The following is an 18219-nucleotide window of genomic DNA, read 5'->3' on the forward strand; positions in this document are numbered from 1 at the left end:
TAGCACGTTATGCACAAAAACAGATATATCTAAAGCTAGCATTTTCTGTAAAAGTAACTATTATATTAGATATATCGGTTTTAGTACGAATAACCACTGAGAATTTTAATGGCAAGTGAACAACAACTAGACCCGTGTTTGTGTAACGGTAAAAGTGTTAGCCGTATGTTTAACCCTAAACAGTTAAGGATTTATATCCTGCATTTACTGACAGGGGGAATTAATTACGGTTATGAGCTAATAAAAAAAATTGCAGAAGAGACAGCGGGTTTTTATTGCCCGAGCCCTGGGGTGATATATCCGACTCTAACGTTGTTAGAGGAGCTAGGGTTTATTTCAGCGGGCAAAGATAATGGAAAAGGGCGAAAGTGTTATGTCATTACCCCCGAAGGTCGCTGTTTTTTATTACTAAAAGCTGAAATATTGGTAGAAGTTCAACTAAAATTAAAATATGCACAGGAATTAAAAGCAGGTAATCAATTTGCTAATGAAATTGAATGTGCTGTAGACAAATTTAAGTCATTGTTGAGACACCAAATAGTGATACAACAGTTGACGAAAGAAGAGACAACAAGAGTCGTTGAGATCATTAACCGAGCAGTAGAACGAATTGAGCAAGTCAATGCCGTGTTAGTGGCAGAGGAAAAATAAAATGGCTAAAACGAATGATATTATACAAGCAAAAGAGCGTTTATATATGAAAGAAACAAGCAAAATACCACAAACCGACGCCCCGGTTTCATCTGAAAATGAACCGCCTATAAATACGAATAAAGAGGTTAAGTTTAAAGAAGTTGTATGCCCAAGTGTCCCAACTTCATATTTTAAGCGGGCTAAGAAACAGAAAATAAAATAACAATTTGGATAGTTTACAAAATCTTTATTCACATAAAATGCATAAAGAATAAACTTTATTTATTTTCATTATTGATGAACAACGGTACTCATTTCTATTATGTCGTCAATAAGGTAAATTTTAGGGTGCATATAATTATTTTGTAAACTGTAACTATCATCCTATATTAATATACAGCTTCTTAAGAAAATCCCCTGATCACTAACGTTACCAGGGGTATCGGTTACAAGCCCAATTTAGCGTGTATTTGGGCTATTTCGTTGCTCCACTGTTGTTGTAACTGTGGTTTTTGGTGGCTTAGTTTGCGTTTTTGGTCCGCAAGTAATTTTTGCTCCAATATAAGCAATGTTTCTAACAACTCATCTTCATGGGTAGTTTCCTTACTGGGAATTTCAACCATCGATTTAACAGGGGCATTTCCCCCAATTGTAGACGCTAATAATGGTTGTGTTTGCTGTTCAATTTTATGATAGATATCATCAAGATTAAGGTATTCCTCTAACCGATTATCATCGATAAACCAGAATCGTTGGCAACTATTTTCAATGAGCCACCTATCATGGCTGACGACCAACAATGCTCCAGAAAATAAGCTAATTTGCTCGCAAAGTGCTTCCTTACCTTCTAGATCAAGGTGATTGGTTGGTTCATCCAACAAAATCAACTCGTACTGGGCCAAACCTAAACCAATAAACAATAATCTAGCGCGTTCGCCACCGCTCAGCGTAGCGACTTTTTGTTGATGACGAGTGTAGGTAAAACCCGCACCAATCAATGCCATTTTTCGTTGTTCATCGGTTAAAGGTGCAAAATGACGTAGTGCATCCAATAGACTATCATTATCATTTAGCTGCTCTAATTGTTGGTCATAATATCCAACACTAATTGCAGGATGAAACTTCAACTGTGCGCTATAGCGTAAGTCTTGCTGATAATGTTGCCAAAGTAGGCGCAGAAGTGTTGATTTACCACAGCCATTGGCCCCCATGATAGCGATACGCTCACCACTTTTGACTTGATGAAATGCCGTTTTAAATAACGAATTTCCATTCGGAGTTGAGACAACGGCGCCTTCCAATTCCAAAACTCTATCTGCAGGAATGGCTTTACCATTTAAGGCAAGCCGCCATTGATAGCCTTCAGTTAACTCTGTTTGGGCATCTTTAAGGCGGTCAATCTGTTTTTCCATTTGCTTAGCTTTGCGTGATAAGGCTTCATTGTCATACACATGCCCCCAAATGGCTAAGCGTTTGGCACTTGATGCAATACGGTCAATTTCTTTTTGCTCTGCTTGGTTACGGCGTGCGTCGGTGACGTCTTTTTCACTCAATGCTTGTCGTGCTGCACTGCAAGGTAACCGATAAAAATGCAGTGATTTATCTCGTAAGATCCAAGTGCAGTTACTGACTTTATCTAATAACGATTGGTCATGAGAAACTAGCACAAAACTGCCTTTCCATGATTGTAAGAAGTTACCTAACCAAATAAGTGTGGGTAAATCTAAATGATTACTAGGTTCATCGAGTAACAGTAAATCGGGTTGTTCAATTAAAGCACGGCCCAGAAGCAAACGTGTATGTTGTCCGCCACTGATTGCATTCGCTTTTTGTTCCCATTGTTCAGGTGTAAAACCTAATTCTGATAATATAACCTCAGCTCGCCAACGTTCAGTGACTTTATCTTGTTCAGGTAATTTTTGAACAAGTGCATCAAGCAGTGTCAAACTGGCAACATCATCGGGTAAGTGTTGTTCAATATAAGCAGTTACACAATGATTCGAATAAGTGATACTGCCACTATTGGGGGAGAGTTGTTGGGTTATTAGCTTCAACAATGTACTTTTGCCACTTCCGTTATGGCCAATTAAACCAATACGGTCACCTTGTTGAACAGTAAAAGAGATGTCATTCAATAAGGTAGAGGTTGAAGTATCGTAGTTTAATGATTTTACAGTTAATAAAGTGCTCATAGCTTACTCAAATTTTAGGCATAAAAATGCCAGGGCATAGTCGTAACGACAACCCAGTAAGCTGAGGGAAGGTTTTCTTTAGTAGCTTCGCTCAGGCAGGGTTATCGCAGTATAAAACTGTGAAAGCCTGAGCTTTGGCGATTACCAAAGAAGTGTGAATATTCAATAAGATCACACAACAACATAAATTAGCCTCCTTAATATTCATCTAGTTAATCGATGAGACAATTATAGCTAATATGTTATTTAACCAACAAGGTCCGAAAATGCGCTCTCTGATTATTATGGGAAAAAGCATATAAAGGTATAAATAATACTTATATCATGCACGAATAGATGAATAATATTGCTGCGAATTGGGTTCTTGTTATGTAACGTTTAAAATCATGATTCAAATAACAAGAGAGCCCCAAATGAATGTAGAAATAAAACCCGCAACCCGTGATGACGCTGCTTTGATATTAGATATGATCATTGAATTAGCAGATTATGAAAAAGCACGTCACGAAGTTAAAGCCTCGGTGGCTGATATAGAAAATTCCCTATTTGGAGCGAACTCAAGCACAGAAGCTTTAATCTGTTATGTGGATGGGAAGCCAGCAGGATATGCCGTATTCTTTACTAGCTATTCAACATGGTTAGGCAACAATGGTATTTATTTAGAAGATTTATATGTTTCCCCTGATTTTCGTGGCGCGGGAGCAGGAAAAAAATTATTAAAGCATATTGCCGTGTTAGCCGTAGAACGAAAATGCCAACGGTTGGAATGGAGCGTTTTAGATTGGAATCAGCCTGCAATTGATTTTTATAAAAGTATTGGTGCAGAGCCTCAGGATGAATGGGTTCGCTATCGAATGGATGAAAAAATAATTGCCGAATTCGCAAGCTAATATTTAGTCACTGTTCAAATATTGCTGAATAAAGCCAGTAAGTTAATTTGCTGGCTTTATTTTTTGAATTAAATATATACAAATGATGCCTTATCCTGATTTTTGTAAGTTTATTCTGTTTTTTTGTGACATAAGGCAACTAAACTTAAGCCAAACGTTGATAAACTATCATTAAATTAAATAGATAGCCAATTTAATGATAGTGGTAACACTTACTTGGCCGAGTTTATAATAAATAATATTATTTTTAGTTTTAATGGTATTTATTTCGTATAGAGACAGTTATGTCATTTTATTAATAATCACCAGGTTAATAATCAAAATAATTGTTGTTCCTTGTTTTCTCATTTAATGGAAAGGGATGGTATGAAAATAAATAAGCAAAAAATATCTTTTTACATCATTTTAATATTAATTATTGTTGCGGGTGGTCTTTATTACTGGAATGTTAATTCAGGTGGGCTACCTGCTGGGTTCGCGCAAAGTAATGGTCGTATAGAAGCAACAGAAATTGATATTGCCACTAAGACGGCAGGGCGTATTGAAACGATTAATGTAAAAGAAGGCGATTTTGTTAAAGAAGGGCAAGAACTTGCTCGTATGGATACGCGAGCACTCCAAGAGCAGCTACATGAAGTACAGGCTCAATTACGCCAAGCTATTAGTGCAGTGACGACGGCTGAATCAGCTTTAGCACAGCGTAAAAGCGAAAAAGTTGCAGCTCAAGCTGTCGTTCGTCAACGTGAAGCTGAGTTAGATGCTGCACAAAAACGACTAAATCGCTCTAGAGCTTTGGTAAGAACAAACGCCGTTTCTCAACAACAAGTGGATGACGATACCGCCCAGATGCAAGGTTCTCGCGCAGCCCTGGAAGCGTCGAAAGCCCAAGTGGCTGCAGCGACATCAGCGATTGATTCTGCCAGCGCTGGTATTGTTCAAGCTAAAAACCGTGTTGACGCAGCGACAGCAACGGAACGTCGTATTATAGCGGACTTAGATGACAGTATTCTAAAAGCGCCAAGAAATGGGCGTATTCAATATCGTGTAGCTGAGCCCGGTGAGGTACTTGGGGCAGGTGGACGGGTTTTGAATATGGTCGATTTAAGTGATGTATATATGACCTTTTTCTTACCAACTGAAGACGCAGGTAAAGTTGCCTTAGGTAGTGATGTTCACATTATACTCGATGCTGCACCAAACATCGTGATCCCAGCGAAAGCCACTTTTGTAGCAAGTGTCGCACAATTCACACCGAAAACCGTAGAAACACAAAATGAACGCTTAAAATTAATGTTCAGAGTACGTGCGCGTATTTCTCCAGAATTATTAGAGCAACACCTTGAATATGTGAAAACAGGGTTACCTGGAAAAGCATATGTACGTTTAGACCCTAACGGATCTTGGCCTGCAGAACTTGAGGTGAGATTACCACAATGACCAATAAACTGATGGATGATGTGATTATTGATATACAGCATGTCAGCCAGCATTATGGTGATAATTGTGCGTTGGATGACATTGTGCTTTCCATCCCAGCGAGAAAAATGGTTGGGTTGATTGGCCCCGATGGCGTAGGGAAATCAAGCCTGATCTCCCTGATTGCAGGAGCAAGAGTGATTCAACAAGGCCAAATAACGGTACTTGATGGTGACATGAATGATATTGAACACCGTAGAGCAGTTTGTCCTCGCATCGCTTACATGCCTCAAGGGTTAGGAAAGAACCTTTACCATACGTTATCTGTTTATGAAAACGTTGATTTTTTTGGTCGGTTATTTGGCCAATCAAAAGCTGAGCGTGAATATCGCATTCAAGATTTGCTTGAAAGTACCGGGCTTGCGCCATTTAAAGACCGTCCGGCTGGCAAATTATCAGGCGGTATGAAACAAAAACTTGGGTTATGTTGTGCGCTAATTCATGACCCTGACTTATTGATTTTAGATGAACCTACCACTGGGGTTGACCCGTTATCTCGCGCACAGTTTTGGGATTTGATTGATCGCATTCGTTTGCGACAAACCAATATGAGTGTTTTGGTCGCAACTGCGTATATGGAAGAGGCGGAGCGCTTTGATTGGCTAGTGGCAATGGATGATGGCAAGGTGCTCGCTACAGGCCATGCATCTGAATTAAAAGCCCAAACGCAATGTGATGACCTTGAAGCTGCATTTATTGAATTACTACCTGAAGAAAAACGCAGTGGGCACAAAAAAGTCGTGATCCCTCCGCGTGATACCTCGAAAGACAATATTATTGCCATTGAAGCCCAAGACCTCACCATGCGTTTCGGTAACTTTGTAGCAGTTGACCATGTGAATTTTAAGATCCCAAAAGGGGAGATTTTTGGTTTCTTAGGCTCCAATGGTTGTGGCAAGTCAACCACGATGAAAATGTTGACGGGTTTGTTACAAGCCAGTGAAGGGCAGGCATGGCTATTTGGCCAAGAAATAGACCCGAAGGATATTGAAACACGTAAGCGTGTCGGTTATATGTCACAAGCATTCTCATTATATAGTGAATTGAGTGTTGAGCAGAACCTTGTGCTTCATGCCAAGCTTTTTCATATATCTGAGGATAAAATCCCTCAGCGAGTTGACGAAATGTGCCAGCGTTTTGAACTTGATGATGTGCGAGACGTCATGCCAGACGACTTGCCTTTGGGGATCCGTCAAAGGCTATCTTTAGCTGTCGCGGTTATTCATGAACCTGAAATGTTAATCCTTGATGAACCCACTTCAGGTGTAGACCCCGTTGCCAGAGATATGTTTTGGAATTTAATGGTCGACTTATCAAGACGTGACGGTGTCACTATTTTTATTTCTACCCACTTTATGAATGAAGCAGAGCGCTGTGACCGCATTTCACTCATGCATGCAGGTAAAGTCTTAGATTGTGATACCCCTGTTAACTTGACCAAGAAAAGAGGGCTTGGCACGCTTGAAGAAACCTTTATCGCCTATTTACAGGATGCCGTGGGGGATGCAGGACAAGGACAAGAGACCGCGCCAGAGTTCCACGTTGACCCTGAACTAAAAGAACAAGCGACTGAAGCATTGAAAAAACGTTTTAGTTTGCGTCGGCTATTTAGCTATTCCATACGGGAAGGCATGGAGTTACGTCGTGACCCTGTACGTTCAACACTGGCATTATTAGGAACGGTAATTCTTATGTTTATCATGGGTTACGGCATTAGCATGGATGTGGAAAATTTACGTTTTTCAGTGCTAGATCGCGACCAAACAGGGCTAAGTCAAGGATATACACTGAACTTAGCTGGTTCACGTTACTTTATCGAACAACCTCCAATCAAAGATTATGATGATTTAGAGGCTGGTATGCGTAGCGGAAATATTACCGTTGCGATTGAGATCCCACCTAACTTTGCAAGAGATGTTGCTCGAGGGAGTAACGTTAAAATTGGTGTGTGGATTGATGGTGCGATGCCAAACCGCGCTGAAACTGTGCGTGGTTATGTACAAGCGATGCATTTAGCATGGCTGAGCACGATGGCTGCGCGCCAACCGGCTGGCGTTGCAGGGATACCGGCTATCGACATTGAGACTCGATATCGTTATAACCCAGATGTTCGTAGCTTACCGGCAATTGTTCCCGCGGTTATTCCATTATTATTAATGATGATCCCAGCCATGCTGAGCGCGTTGAGTGTTGTTCGGGAAAAAGAGCTCGGTTCGATTATCAATCTTTATGTTACTCCGATCACCAAATTAGAGTTTTTGCTTGGAAAACAGCTCCCTTATATTCTATTGGGTATGTTTAACTTTGTGCTACTTTGTATATTATCGGTATATATATTTGGTGTTGAATTTAAAGGCAGTTTTCTGACGTTAACGTTGGCTGCATTTTTGTATATCAGTATTGCAACAGGCATGGGGTTATTAATTTCATGCTTTATGAAAAGCCAAATTGCGGCAATTTTTGGTACTTCTATCATTACGTTGATACCCGCAACTCAATTTTCAGGAATGATTGACCCTGTCTCATCATTGGAAGGTATTGGCCGCTGGGTTGGGATGGTCTATCCAACATCACATTTTTTGACTATCACACGAGGAACTTTCTCTAAGGGATTAAATTTATTCGATTTACAGTCATCATTTATCCCATTACTGATCACCATACCTTTGGTTATTGGGCTAAGTGTTCTATTCCTGAAAAAGCAGGAGGCATAGCGATGATCCGTAAAATTCAGAATATTTTTAACCTAGGAGTCAAAGAATTACGCAGTTTAGGCCGCGATAAAGCGATGTTAGCTTTGATTGTTTTTGCTTTTACCGTGTCGATTTATTCGTCAGCAACGGTGACACCCGGATCTTTACATAATGCGCCTATTGCGATTGCGGACCAAGATAAATCACAGTTATCAAACCGAATAATCAATAGCTTTTATGCACCTTATTTCTTATCCCCTGTAGATATTACGCCAGACCAAATTGATGGTTTGTTAAACCGTGGTTCATATACGTTTGCATTAGATATTCCACCTAATTTTCAACGTGATGTGCTTGCAGGGCGGCACCCAGAAATTCAAGTCAATATTGATGCAACAAGGATGAGCCAAGCCTTCTTAGGAAATAGTTATATTCAAAATATTACCTTAGGGGAAGTGAATGAATTTTTAGCAAAATACCGTAGTAATGCGAGTTTGCCTGTCGACTTGGAAGTACGCATGCGCTTTAACCCCAATTTGACACAGTCATGGTTCGGTTCTGTCATGGCAATCATTAATAATATTACGATGTTATCGATTGTTTTAACGGGGGCGGCGCTGATCCGCGAGCGTGAACACGGTACAGTCGAGCATTTGATGGTTATGCCTTTAACACCATTTGAAATTATGATGTCGAAAATATGGTCAATGGGGCTGGTGGTACTGATCGCATCCGGTGTTTCCTTAATTTTGGTCGTAAAAACATTGCTACAAGTACCAATCGAAGGGTCTATCTTATTGTTTATGTGTGGGGTGGCCTTGAGTTTATTTGCGACAACGTCGATTGGTATTTTTATGGGGACGATTGCACGCTCCATGCCCCAGTTTGGTTTGTTGATGATCTTAGTGCTATTGCCATTAAATATGCTTTCTGGCGGGATGACTGCGCGAGAAAGTATGCCTCAGCTTGTTCAAGATATTATGTTAACCATGCCGACAACACACTTTGTTAGCCTTGCTCAAGCGATTTTATATCGCGGTGCTGGCTTCCAAATTGTTTGGCCTCAATTTGCAGTTCTTGTTGTGATTGGTGCTGTGTTCTTTTCTCTCGCACTCATTCGTTTTCGTAAAACGATTGCCACCATGGCATAACCTACTGTACATAAAACATCCATTAAAAATAAAACGCTTGCTGAATTGTTCAGTAAGCGTTCTAATGCTTTGCCTATTAATTATATGAACATGATTAGGTTGTGCCTATCAAATCGATAGTAGGTAATGATTGGATTAAGCTGCTGTAAAACAGTAACTTAATAGGCAACCAAACAGGAGAACATCATATGTCATTAATTAATACTCAAATCAAACCATTTACTAACCAAGCATTTAAAGATGGCCAATTCATCGAAGTTTCTGAAAAAGATGTTGCAGGTAAATGGAGCGTTTTCTTCTTCTATCCAGCTGACTTTACCTTTGTTTGCCCAACTGAACTGGGTGACATTGCTGACCATTATGAAGAATTCCAAAAATTAGGTGTTGAAATTTTCTCTGTTTCTACTGACACACATTTCACCCATAAAGCATGGCATGCAAGCTCAGACACTATCGGTAAAATCAAATATGCCATGATCGGTGACCCAACTGGTGCATTAACACGTAACTTTGAAAACATGCGTGAAAACGAAGGCTTAGCAGACCGCGGTACTTTCGTTGTTGACCCACAAGGTATCATTCAGGCAATCGAAATTACTGCTGAAGGTATTGGTCGTGATGCAGCTGACCTGTTACGTAAAGTTAAAGCAGCACAATATGTTGCTAGCCACCCAGGTGAAGTTTGCCCAGCTAAATGGAAAGAAGGTGATGCAACGCTGTCTCCATCTTTGGACTTAGTCGGCAAAATCTAATTAATCTATCTTAATTGATTAATACTGAATAATTCAGGTTGCAGGTGTTTAGGCCTGCAACTTGGATCATGACGGGTATATGTACCCGATTTTATGATAAAAATTAAAGGGGATTACATGCTCGACAATAATTTACAGGCACAGTTGAAAGCCTACTTAGAACGTTTAACTAAACCCGTTGAATTAGTTGCTAATATAGATGACAGCCAAAAATCAAATGAAATCAAACAGCTGTTAGAACAAATTGCATCACTGTCAGATAAAGTCACTGTACGTGAAGAGCGCAATAGCGCACTAAGAACACCGTCTTTTTTAATTACTAACCCAGGTACAGATAGTGGTTTGCGTTTTGCAGGTTCACCTCTGGGACATGAATTTACCTCTCTTGTGCTAGCATTATTGCAAATCGGTGGTCATCCATCGAAAGAAGCGCAAGAGTTATTAGAGCAAGTTAAAGGCCTTGAAGGCGAATTCCACTTTGAAACTTATTACTCTTTATCTTGCCATAACTGCCCAGATGTTGTTCAAGCTCTGAACTTAATGGCAGTTTTAAATCCAAATGTTAGTCATACCGCCATTGATGGCGCGCTTTTCCAAAACGAGATTGATGAACGTAATGTCATGGGCGTTCCAGCGGTTTACCTGAATGGAAAAGAGTTTGGTCAAGGGCGTATGACACTCAGTGAGATTGTGAGCAAAGTTGACACGAATGCCGATGCGCGTGCAGCGAAATCACTGACAGAGCGCGAGCCTTTTGAAGTCCTCGTGATTGGTAGTGGCCCAGCAGGGGCTTCAGCAGCAATCTATACTGCACGTAAAGGGATCCGCACAGGCGTGATAGGCGAGCGTTTTGGTGGCCAAGTCATGGATACGGTTGATATTGAAAACTATATTTCCGTTATCAAAACGGAAGGCGCTATTTTTGCAGGTGCGTTGAAGAACCATGTGGACAGCTATGATGTTGATGTTATTGATGGGCAGTCAGTGACAAAATTGATCCCAGCTGCGCAAGAAGGTGGTTTACACCAAATCGAAACAGCATCAGGCGGGATCTTAAAATCACGCAGTATTATTATTTCAACGGGTGCTCGCTGGAGAAATATGGGCGTTCCAGGGGAACAAGAATACCGGACGAAAGGTGTTACATTCTGCCCACACTGCGATGGCCCATTATTTAAAGGCAAGCGTGTTGCCGTGATTGGCGGTGGTAACTCAGGTATTGAAGCGGCTATTGACCTAGCGGGTGTCGTTGACCATGTGACTGTACTGGAGTTTGCACCAGAACTGAAAGCGGACTCAGTATTACAGCAAAAAGCACGTAGCATGAAAAATGTGGATATTATCGTTAATGCGCAAACCTTAGAAGTAAAAGGTGATGGCAGTAAAATGACCGGCCTTGAGTATAAAGACCGCACTGATGATAGCGTACATTTATTGGAAGTGGCGGGGGCATTCGTACAAATCGGTTTATTGCCTAATACCAATTGGTTAGGCGACACCGTTGCCAGAAACCGTATGGGCGAAATTGAAATTGACGCTCGTAACGAAACCAGTATTAAGGGTATTTTTGCTGCTGGTGACTGTACTACAGTACCTTATAAGCAAATTATTATTTCAGCCGGGGAAGGGGCCAAAGCCGCACTTAGCGCATTTGACTACCTCATCCGCACAAGTACCAGAACCGCTGAATAGGTATAATTTACTTTATATTCAGTGAGTTGTAGTCAAAAGGCACTCGGGGGCGAGTGCCTTTTTTTTGTACGTTATCTGTGCAAAAAAGGCTCAAAAGTGCCTAAAAGTGTTCAAGTGTGGACAACTTGTGGACGATCTAAACGCTGATTTAGTGGTACTTACAGCGGAGAAATACATCCCAGTGTGGACAATTTGTGGACATGCAAAAGTTAAATTTGCTTCGTTTTTCGTCGTCAAAATCATCCTAAAACGAACAATCTATTAAGCTAACTCTGTTCCTCCCTTTAATGGGTTGTACGTAATCGCATCTTGAAGAAAGTCCGGTGCAAAGTGTGCGTAGGTCAGGGTTTGCTGTAATGTCGAGTGACCTAGGATTCTCTGCAAAGTAATAATACTGCCGCCATTCATCATAAAATGGGTTGCGAAAGTATGCCGTAATGCGTGCGTGGCTTGGCCCTGCGGCATATCAGGCTTAATGGTCTTTATGTGCTTTCTAAACATATCGTAAGAGGTGTTTGGAAAAAGCAGACCGGATTTTCGCGTACACACAGCATCTGCGACTTCTTGGGAAATCGGCACAATGCGTGCTTTGCCCGTTTTGGTAAACGTGAAACGGATTTTATTTTGGATCACGTGCTCGCGTTTTAATTTAACCGCTTCCCCCCAACGCGCGCCGGTACTTAAACATAAAATCGCCACTTTTTTATTATCACCTTTTAATATATTCAGCAGCAGCCCAATTTCTTCATGCGTTAAATAGGACATCTCAGTCGCTTTTTGCTTTAACCGTGATAGCCCTCGTATTGGGTGTTTACCCATAAATAAATCCGTGCGCTTTAAGGCGGTAAATATGCCGCTTATCGCTGAAAAATCACGGTTTATCGTGGAGGGCTTGATATCGCCCCGTTGAAAGGGTTGTATTCCGAGTCTAGCTATCATGCCAATGGGTTAGGTGCTGCAACGGTTAAATTTGCTTTACCCGAGGGGGCATATTGGGAGCGCATTATTGATAGGCCCTCACGGTTTGATCGCAAAGCTAACTTTTTTGGTTCTTATAAAGGGCATTGGTGGACATTGCCACAACAGGATTTAACCCAAGCCAAAGAGATTTGGCTAACGGAAGGCATTTTTGATGCCCTTAGCTTGATTCAAAACGGTATTGCGGCTGTATCGTTAATGACTTGCCATAATTACCCTGAGGTCGCGTTGAATGCGTTGAGAGCTGCGCTAGGGAACAATAAAAAGCCGTTGTTGGTTTGGGCGCTAGATAACGGTTCAGCCGGCGAACGCGCAATGAAAAAGTTTGTTGCACGCAGTATCGATGATGGCTGGAAAGCCACAGCCGCGAGACCCGCTGAAAAAGAGTGTGGCAACGATTGGAATGACTTGCATATGAAAGGCAAGCTAATGGAGCGCGATATCGCCCGTTATCGCTATTACGGCAAGTTGTTGTTAGCCTCAACCGCGTTTGAAAAGGCGCGTTTAATGTTTAACTGGACGGAACGTTCAGAGTTCGATTTTCAGCACGATAACCGCTTGTATTGGTTTAAGTTGGATCTCGATAAAATGATGAAAACCATTGAACGTATTCATGATGCCGAACCCGATTTAGATGAAGATGAAGCCAGACAAAAAGCGGTAAAAGAGTCCGGTACGGTAGTCGAAATTGCCAATTGTTATCCCACACCATTATATTTCCAAAAGTCCGTTGAAACCGATGAATCATGGTATTACATGCGCGTCGATTTTCCTCGCCAACCGCAAGTTAAAGCCACGTTTACCGCCTCACAATTAACCAGTGCCAGTGAATTCAAAAAGCGTTTATTGCATGTGGCCAAAGGGGCGGTTTATACCGGCACAACTTTGCAATTAGACCGCATTTGCAAGCAAGCCTTGCCAGATATTAAAGAGGTGATCACGCAAAATTATGTGGGTTATAACAAAGAGTATGGTGTGTATGTGTTTAATGATGTTGCGGTGCAGGATGGTAAGTGTTTTACGTTAAATGAGGAGGACTATTTTTCCCTCAATAAGTTGGATATCAAGACGTTAAGTCTTAGCCCATCATTGGTCATTAATACCGATTTTAGCGAATTTGATACCAGTTGGTTAAGTTCCCTTTGGGATGCTTTTGGCGCAAAAGGTTATGTGGTGTTGGCGTTCTGGTTGGGTTCGTTCTTTGCGGAACAGATACGCAAGACCCATAAAAGCTACCCATTTTTAGAAATATGCGGTGAGCCTGGTTCAGGTAAAAGTACGTTGATTGAGTTTTTATGGCGCTTATGCGGTCGCGCAGATTATGAGGGGTTCGATGCATCAAAATCGAGTGTTGCCGCTCGAGGACGAAACTTTTCACAGATTAGTAATTTGCCGGTGTGTTTAATTGAAAGTGATCGCGTGCAAGATAATGCAAAGCTGAAAGCGTTTGATTGGGAAGAACTTAAGTCACTGTATAACGGCCGTGCCACACGTTCGTTAGGGGTGAAAAATAGCGGCAATGAGACCTATGAGCCATTATTTAAAGGCAGTATTGTGATTGCACAGAATGCAGAGATAAACGCCTCTCGTGCTGTTCTAGAACGGATTATTCATCTTTATACCGATAAAGCGGAGCAAAGTGTTGAAACCCGTTATGCCGCCATTGCCCTTGAACGTTATCCTATTGAAAAGTTATCTGGTTTTTTACCAACTGTATTGATGAAAGAAGCGGCAATATTAAAGCAATACAATGAGCGCGTAGACGGATTACAGGCGCAGCTATTTGCGGATAAGGCGATTAACCATGAGCGGATCGCTAAGAATCACGCACAGCTAATTGCATTGCTAGAAACGTTAGTGTTAGTTCTTCCTGTAAAAGCGGCTCATATTCGCCAAACCCGTGACTTTATTATTGAGTTGGCCAAACAACGTGTTCAAGCGATCCAACTCGACCAACCGCAAGTGATGGAGTTTTGGGAGCTGTTTGATTATTTACACGATAACGAGGCCTTTGGTGTGAATCACAGTAGTGAAAAGGGCGTTTATGCAGTGAATTTTAACCATATTGCACAGGTGGCTAGTGAGTACCGTCAGTCTATGCAATTGAATACTGATATTAAGAATTTATTGAAAGCGGGGCGTATGCGTAAGTTTGTAGGCGTTAAGACGGTGAGGAGTGTTGTGAACAGCCAGTTTAATAGCACGCTTGCGGTGGGGAGTACGCTTAAAAGACCTGAAGTGATTAAGTGCTGGGTGTTTCAGGAAAACAGTGAGTGATAGTTGATATTCATCCTCCTTTATTGGCTGCCATTGTGCAGCCTTTCTTTTATCTGTAGAAAGCCATCAAGTAAGTGCTATAAATACTCAGAATGACAAACAAGTGAAAGTATAATGGATTGTACAATAAATAAGCATTACTAAGGATCTTTTATATAAATAGAGAATTTGTGGGAGGGGTTCGGAAAGCGGTTACAATGGTTACAAAATTAAAATAGTCTTATATCTTATTGATAATATATAGAAATGTAGAAATGGCAAAAGGTTACAAATGGGTTACTTTGCGGTTACGTGTAACCATTTTTAGAGGTTACAAATTAAAAATATAACTTATTGTTTTATAAGGATGTAACTTTTTAACCCCTGTTTTGTAACCCGTTGTAACCAGTAAAAAGTTACAACGGAGTTGTTTATAATCAGTGGGTTAGAGGTGGTTTTGGTGGGGTGTAACCGTTGTAACCGGTTTCCGGAGGGGGGGGATTTGAATATGATATATGAACTCGAAAGTAAAACATTTGAGTTTGTAAACAATCGAGTAATCATAATTTCATCATCGCATCAAATAATATTTTAGATACCTCATTTTCATGTTTTGTTTCTACATGTGACATACCACTTCTAAAAAGTTTAATTTTTCCATTAAATGTTGGAGACAGAACAGAGCATATGATTCTATCAATGCGTGAGTGTTTAAATTCATTGTTTGCTTTAAAGTATTCATTTAAATCATGAGTACTATTAATTTGCATTTTAGCTAGAGCATACTCAGATACTTTAATTTGTGATAAATCGACTTGTATAATTTTTATATCAACAAATTTACTTATCTCTAAAGCCCAATAATATGGGTTAATTTCTATATCTTCAATACTAACACCTAAACCTAGATTTTTAGAAAAAGCTATAGAAAAAGGTTTAAGAGTTCTAGGCGGGTTTATTAACGAAACAATTGGTAAGTGTTCTTTATTAATCTCAAATTCAGTTACTCTATATTCAGTTCTCTCAATAATTTCTTCCTCACCAAAGAGTGATGGTAACTTATCTTGTATTATTAATTTTTCTACAAATTTTCCATGAGAGTATTCTTTCCTTATTTTATTAAAAATGAAGCCTTTTCCTTTGTCTTCAGTAAAGGGGTCTAGAGAAAGTTTCTCTATCAGCTGTTCTAGGGAGTAGTCTGTTTTTATAGAGATCCATTTATACTTTTTCATTTTGATTGTCTCCAGTGGATTTAATTATATTATAAGCATTCTCAGCTGCATCTTCAATTATTTTACTTATTTCTTTTCTTTCAATGTCAGTTGGTTTTCTTCCTGTTATATTATAATTCCCATCACCTTTTTTATTATTTATGCTTTTTATTTGATATGAGAAATCATTGCAATTATCTGCATTGTTAAAAAATACTTCTATATTTATTCTGTCTCCAATTCTGTTTATTGGAGTAGCTGACCATGCAACTCTGCTTATATAATAACCTTTGCTGTGTAAATCTGAAAAAATACTTGATGTGTTTACGCCTTCACCATTTAATACAGCCTTTTTAACAAACCCCGTTTCTATCTTTTCTTCTTCATCTTCTTCTGATTTTAAATTTTCACGGTTTAAAACTATATTAGTGACATCATCTATTTCATAGCCTTTAAGTCCATGCATTAAATCTTGAAAAAACTTACTTCTATATTTAGGTTCTGGAATAGCTTCTAAAGAAATTTCAAATCTAGACACATCTTTATCTTGTTGTTTTGACAGTCTTTGTTGGATTAGATCAATTGCGGCTTTTGCTTTTGCATTCTGAGGCATTCTTACATCAATAGCATCAGATTTGATTTCAAAATCAATATCGATACTTTTGTTCTCAATCTGTCTTAATTCTGTTTTGGATAGATCTATGTCTTGATAGTTTAATTCTAATGATAATTTGCCATCTTTGTTTGTTTTTATATTTATTGTACCATTTTTTTCTTTTGAGTAAATTTTCTTGACATCATCTATAACCTTTTTTAACTCAGTTTGGTCTGTTTCTGTTTTTAATGTTACTTTTGTAGTACTTTCTCTATTACTATCGTAAGATTGTACTTTTTCTTTTATTTCTTGAAGATCAAGATAACAATGAGGCAAACGACATACCTCACTTATCATTTCCTCTTTAGTTAGTTCCGAAGATACGATAATCCCTTTTCTTAATAAAATTTCATTTAGCATAGCAGTCGTTATTCTTTTATGATGTAGTGCATCATATATATTTTTATCTGTTGCAAAAAATAAGCTGTTGTTTCTCATTATCGTTGTTCCATTCCAATAGATTCTAAATTGAAATTCATAATTGTTTTGTTAATAAACTCGATCTTAACATTAGAAAAAATCCTTTCCTCTTCACCAGACAGCCAGTTATAACTATATTTCTTTTTAGCTTTTTCAAAGTGGTGTAGAGCATTTTCGCAAGCATTCATATGAGCTATTCTAATGTTTATTAATTTGTTCTCAGTTAGTATTTGATACTTTGATAGCATATCAAAGAAATAAACGAATTCGTCTTGACTATCACCAGGCTGATTATAGTAAATGGTATATCCAGATTCCTTTCTAGTATTTATCCATGTGAAACTTTCATGTTTTATTATTATATAAGGCGATGTTAATAGCTCTATTGTTGCTACTGTATTTTTATTAATAGGGTGTTTTATCCTAGTTAAGTCCATATCTGGATAATAGAAGGAAAATAAATCAGGTGGAGGGAGTTGCCCTGAGCCTATTAGTGTTTTCAAATCACTAGAAATATTAATGATGTCAGATATTTTATACGGATCTAAAAAATGGATTTTAGTATTTTTAGAACTTTTTATTTTATTTAAATCTAATTTGCTTGTTACGGCAGAATAAAAGTCTTTATCATAAAGATTGTCGTGGTTATATAAAAATAAAAGGCCTCTTACATTATAACCGTATGATTCATCAACAACATATTTAGTTCGCCATTCATCACTTGAGTTAGCACATTCGACTGCCAGAGCTAGTGACGTTAGTGCTACTTCAACAGTGGCTTTATCAATAGTACCTTTAGCATAGCTTTTTAAATCAGTATTTAAATAAACAGCTTCTTCTTCATATGGGTCAATATAATGAAAGACAACATCACTTGGATGTGTTTTTTTTGCATGAGCATCTAAACAACAAGTCCAATTCATATCCTCTCTAAGAGAACGTTTCCATTTAAATACATCAAAAATTTCATCAGAAACTTTATTAGCTACCCTTTGAATTGCTGAAGTTTCACCACCCATTATTTCCCTCTACTATTAAATTAGTTATATTAATACATTAATATAACTAATTTATGAAGGAACAGCTATAGGCAGAAATGTTTGCGTCCTCTCAAAAATGAATATTATTGAATTAGCTTTAAGATTTGAAGGCAACTTACTCTATAGAGTAATTCATGACTATTCTTTAGCTTATTTATATTCGATTGTGTGAAGTTGGGG

The 18219-nt window shown here is 39.1% G+C and carries 13 protein-coding genes and 1 pseudogene; 9 read left to right on the plus strand and 5 right to left on the minus strand.

Annotated features, from left to right (window positions below; all coding sequences use genetic code 11):
* Positions 1-108 precede the first annotated feature (108 nt).
* Positions 109-651 (plus strand): PadR family transcriptional regulator, encoded by a 543-nt coding sequence (locus tag PR809_RS02560; RefSeq protein ID WP_206276739.1) that lies wholly within the window; start codon positions 109-111, stop codon positions 649-651.
* A gap of 1 nt (position 652) precedes the next feature.
* Positions 653-856 carry a DEAD/DEAH box helicase gene (locus tag PR809_RS02565; protein ID WP_102140382.1) on the plus strand — a complete coding sequence of 68 codons (204 nt, stop codon included), beginning with the start codon at positions 653-655 and terminating at the stop codon, positions 854-856.
* Between the two features lie 223 nt (positions 857-1079).
* On the opposite strand, the gene PR809_RS02570 is transcribed toward PR809_RS02565, so the two are convergent.
* Positions 1080-2825, minus strand: coding sequence for an ABC-F family ATP-binding cassette domain-containing protein (locus PR809_RS02570; protein WP_272524437.1), 1746 nt, complete (start codon positions 2823-2825; stop codon positions 1080-1082).
* Positions 2826-3238: 413 nt separating this feature from the next.
* Here PR809_RS02570 and PR809_RS02575 point away from each other — a divergent pair, with 413 nt between their 5' ends.
* The 6 genes from PR809_RS02575 (at position 3239) to ahpF (ending at position 11479) form a co-directional block, all read left to right on the plus strand.
* The gene (locus PR809_RS02575; RefSeq protein ID WP_102140384.1) at positions 3239-3715 is read left to right on the plus strand and encodes a GNAT family N-acetyltransferase; all 477 of its coding nucleotides are present in this window, start codon (positions 3239-3241) and stop codon (positions 3713-3715) included.
* A 366-nt stretch (positions 3716-4081) separates the two neighbouring features.
* Positions 4082-5152, plus strand: a complete 1071-nt coding sequence (locus PR809_RS02580; protein ID WP_166267483.1) for an HlyD family secretion protein — start codon at positions 4082-4084, stop codon at positions 5150-5152.
* Positions 5149-7905, plus strand: coding sequence for a ribosome-associated ATPase/putative transporter RbbA (gene rbbA / locus PR809_RS02585; protein ID WP_102140386.1), 2757 nt, complete (start codon positions 5149-5151; stop codon positions 7903-7905). The genes PR809_RS02580 and rbbA overlap by 4 nt, the downstream gene beginning before the upstream one ends.
* A gap of 5 nt (positions 7906-7910) precedes the next feature.
* A complete protein-coding gene (locus PR809_RS02590) occupies positions 7911-9035 on the plus strand; it encodes an ABC transporter permease (RefSeq protein WP_168222884.1) in 1125 nt (374 codons plus the stop codon).
* 188 nt (positions 9036-9223) lie between these two features.
* Entirely contained in the window at positions 9224-9787 is a 564-nt protein-coding gene (gene ahpC, locus PR809_RS02595) for an alkyl hydroperoxide reductase subunit C (protein WP_166267479.1), read from the plus strand.
* 117 nt (positions 9788-9904) lie between these two features.
* On the plus strand, positions 9905-11479 hold the full coding sequence (ahpF, locus tag PR809_RS02600; protein WP_166267477.1) for an alkyl hydroperoxide reductase subunit F: 1575 nt from the start codon (positions 9905-9907) through the stop codon (positions 11477-11479).
* A 261-nt stretch (positions 11480-11740) separates the two neighbouring features.
* Here the strand turns inward: ahpF and PR809_RS02605 are convergent.
* Positions 11741-12376 (minus strand): annotated as a pseudogene (locus tag PR809_RS02605) (tyrosine-type recombinase/integrase); the annotation flags it as partial.
* Positions 12377-12385: 9 nt separating this feature from the next.
* Between PR809_RS02605 and PR809_RS02610 the strand changes: the two are divergent.
* Complete coding sequence (locus PR809_RS02610) at positions 12386-14734, plus strand: toprim domain-containing protein (RefSeq protein WP_241098743.1); 2349 nt, start codon at positions 12386-12388, stop codon at positions 14732-14734.
* Positions 14735-15273: 539 nt separating this feature from the next.
* Here the strand turns inward: PR809_RS02610 and PR809_RS02615 are convergent.
* From PR809_RS02615 to PR809_RS02625, 3 genes are read right to left on the minus strand one after another with little or no spacing between them, the layout of a single operon-like run.
* Entirely contained in the window at positions 15274-15945 is a 672-nt protein-coding gene (locus tag PR809_RS02615) for a hypothetical protein (RefSeq protein ID WP_206276741.1), read from the minus strand.
* Positions 15932-17017: a hypothetical protein gene (locus tag PR809_RS02620; protein WP_206276742.1), complete on the minus strand. Its 1086-nt coding sequence runs from the start codon at positions 17015-17017 to the stop codon at positions 15932-15934. Before PR809_RS02620 ends, PR809_RS02615 begins: the two co-directional genes overlap by 14 nt.
* On the minus strand, positions 17017-18018 hold the full coding sequence (locus PR809_RS02625; RefSeq protein ID WP_206276743.1) for a hypothetical protein: 1002 nt from the start codon (positions 18016-18018) through the stop codon (positions 17017-17019). The genes PR809_RS02620 and PR809_RS02625 overlap by 1 nt, the downstream gene beginning before the upstream one ends.
* Positions 18019-18219 lie beyond the last annotated feature (201 nt).

The organism is Providencia sp. PROV201, from assembly GCF_028479545.1.
Classification (GTDB): Bacteria; Pseudomonadota; Gammaproteobacteria; order Enterobacterales; family Enterobacteriaceae; genus Providencia; species Providencia huaxiensis.

What these genes read in the sequence shown, in the direction of transcription:
- PR809_RS02565 (WP_102140382.1), top strand. Translation starts at nt 653, where the DNA reads ATGGCTAAAACGAATGATATTATACAAGCAAAAGAGCGTTTATATATG.
- PR809_RS02570 (WP_272524437.1), bottom strand. Translation starts at nt 2,825, where the DNA reads ATGAGCACTTTATTAACTGTAAAATCATTAAACTACGATACTTCAACC.
- PR809_RS02580 (WP_166267483.1), top strand. Translation starts at nt 4,082, where the DNA reads ATGAAAATAAATAAGCAAAAAATATCTTTTTACATCATTTTAATATTA.
- PR809_RS02560 (WP_206276739.1), top strand. Translation starts at nt 109, where the DNA reads ATGGCAAGTGAACAACAACTAGACCCGTGTTTGTGTAACGGTAAAAGT.
- PR809_RS02625 (WP_206276743.1), bottom strand. Translation starts at nt 18,018, where the DNA reads ATGGGTGGTGAAACTTCAGCAATTCAAAGGGTAGCTAATAAAGTTTCT.
- ahpC (WP_166267479.1), top strand. Translation starts at nt 9,224, where the DNA reads ATGTCATTAATTAATACTCAAATCAAACCATTTACTAACCAAGCATTT.
- rbbA (WP_102140386.1), top strand. Translation starts at nt 5,149, where the DNA reads ATGACCAATAAACTGATGGATGATGTGATTATTGATATACAGCATGTC.
- ahpF (WP_166267477.1), top strand. Translation starts at nt 9,905, where the DNA reads ATGCTCGACAATAATTTACAGGCACAGTTGAAAGCCTACTTAGAACGT.
- PR809_RS02575 (WP_102140384.1), top strand. Translation starts at nt 3,239, where the DNA reads ATGAATGTAGAAATAAAACCCGCAACCCGTGATGACGCTGCTTTGATA.
- PR809_RS02615 (WP_206276741.1), bottom strand. Translation starts at nt 15,945, where the DNA reads ATGAAAAAGTATAAATGGATCTCTATAAAAACAGACTACTCCCTAGAA.
- PR809_RS02620 (WP_206276742.1), bottom strand. Translation starts at nt 17,017, where the DNA reads ATGAGAAACAACAGCTTATTTTTTGCAACAGATAAAAATATATATGAT.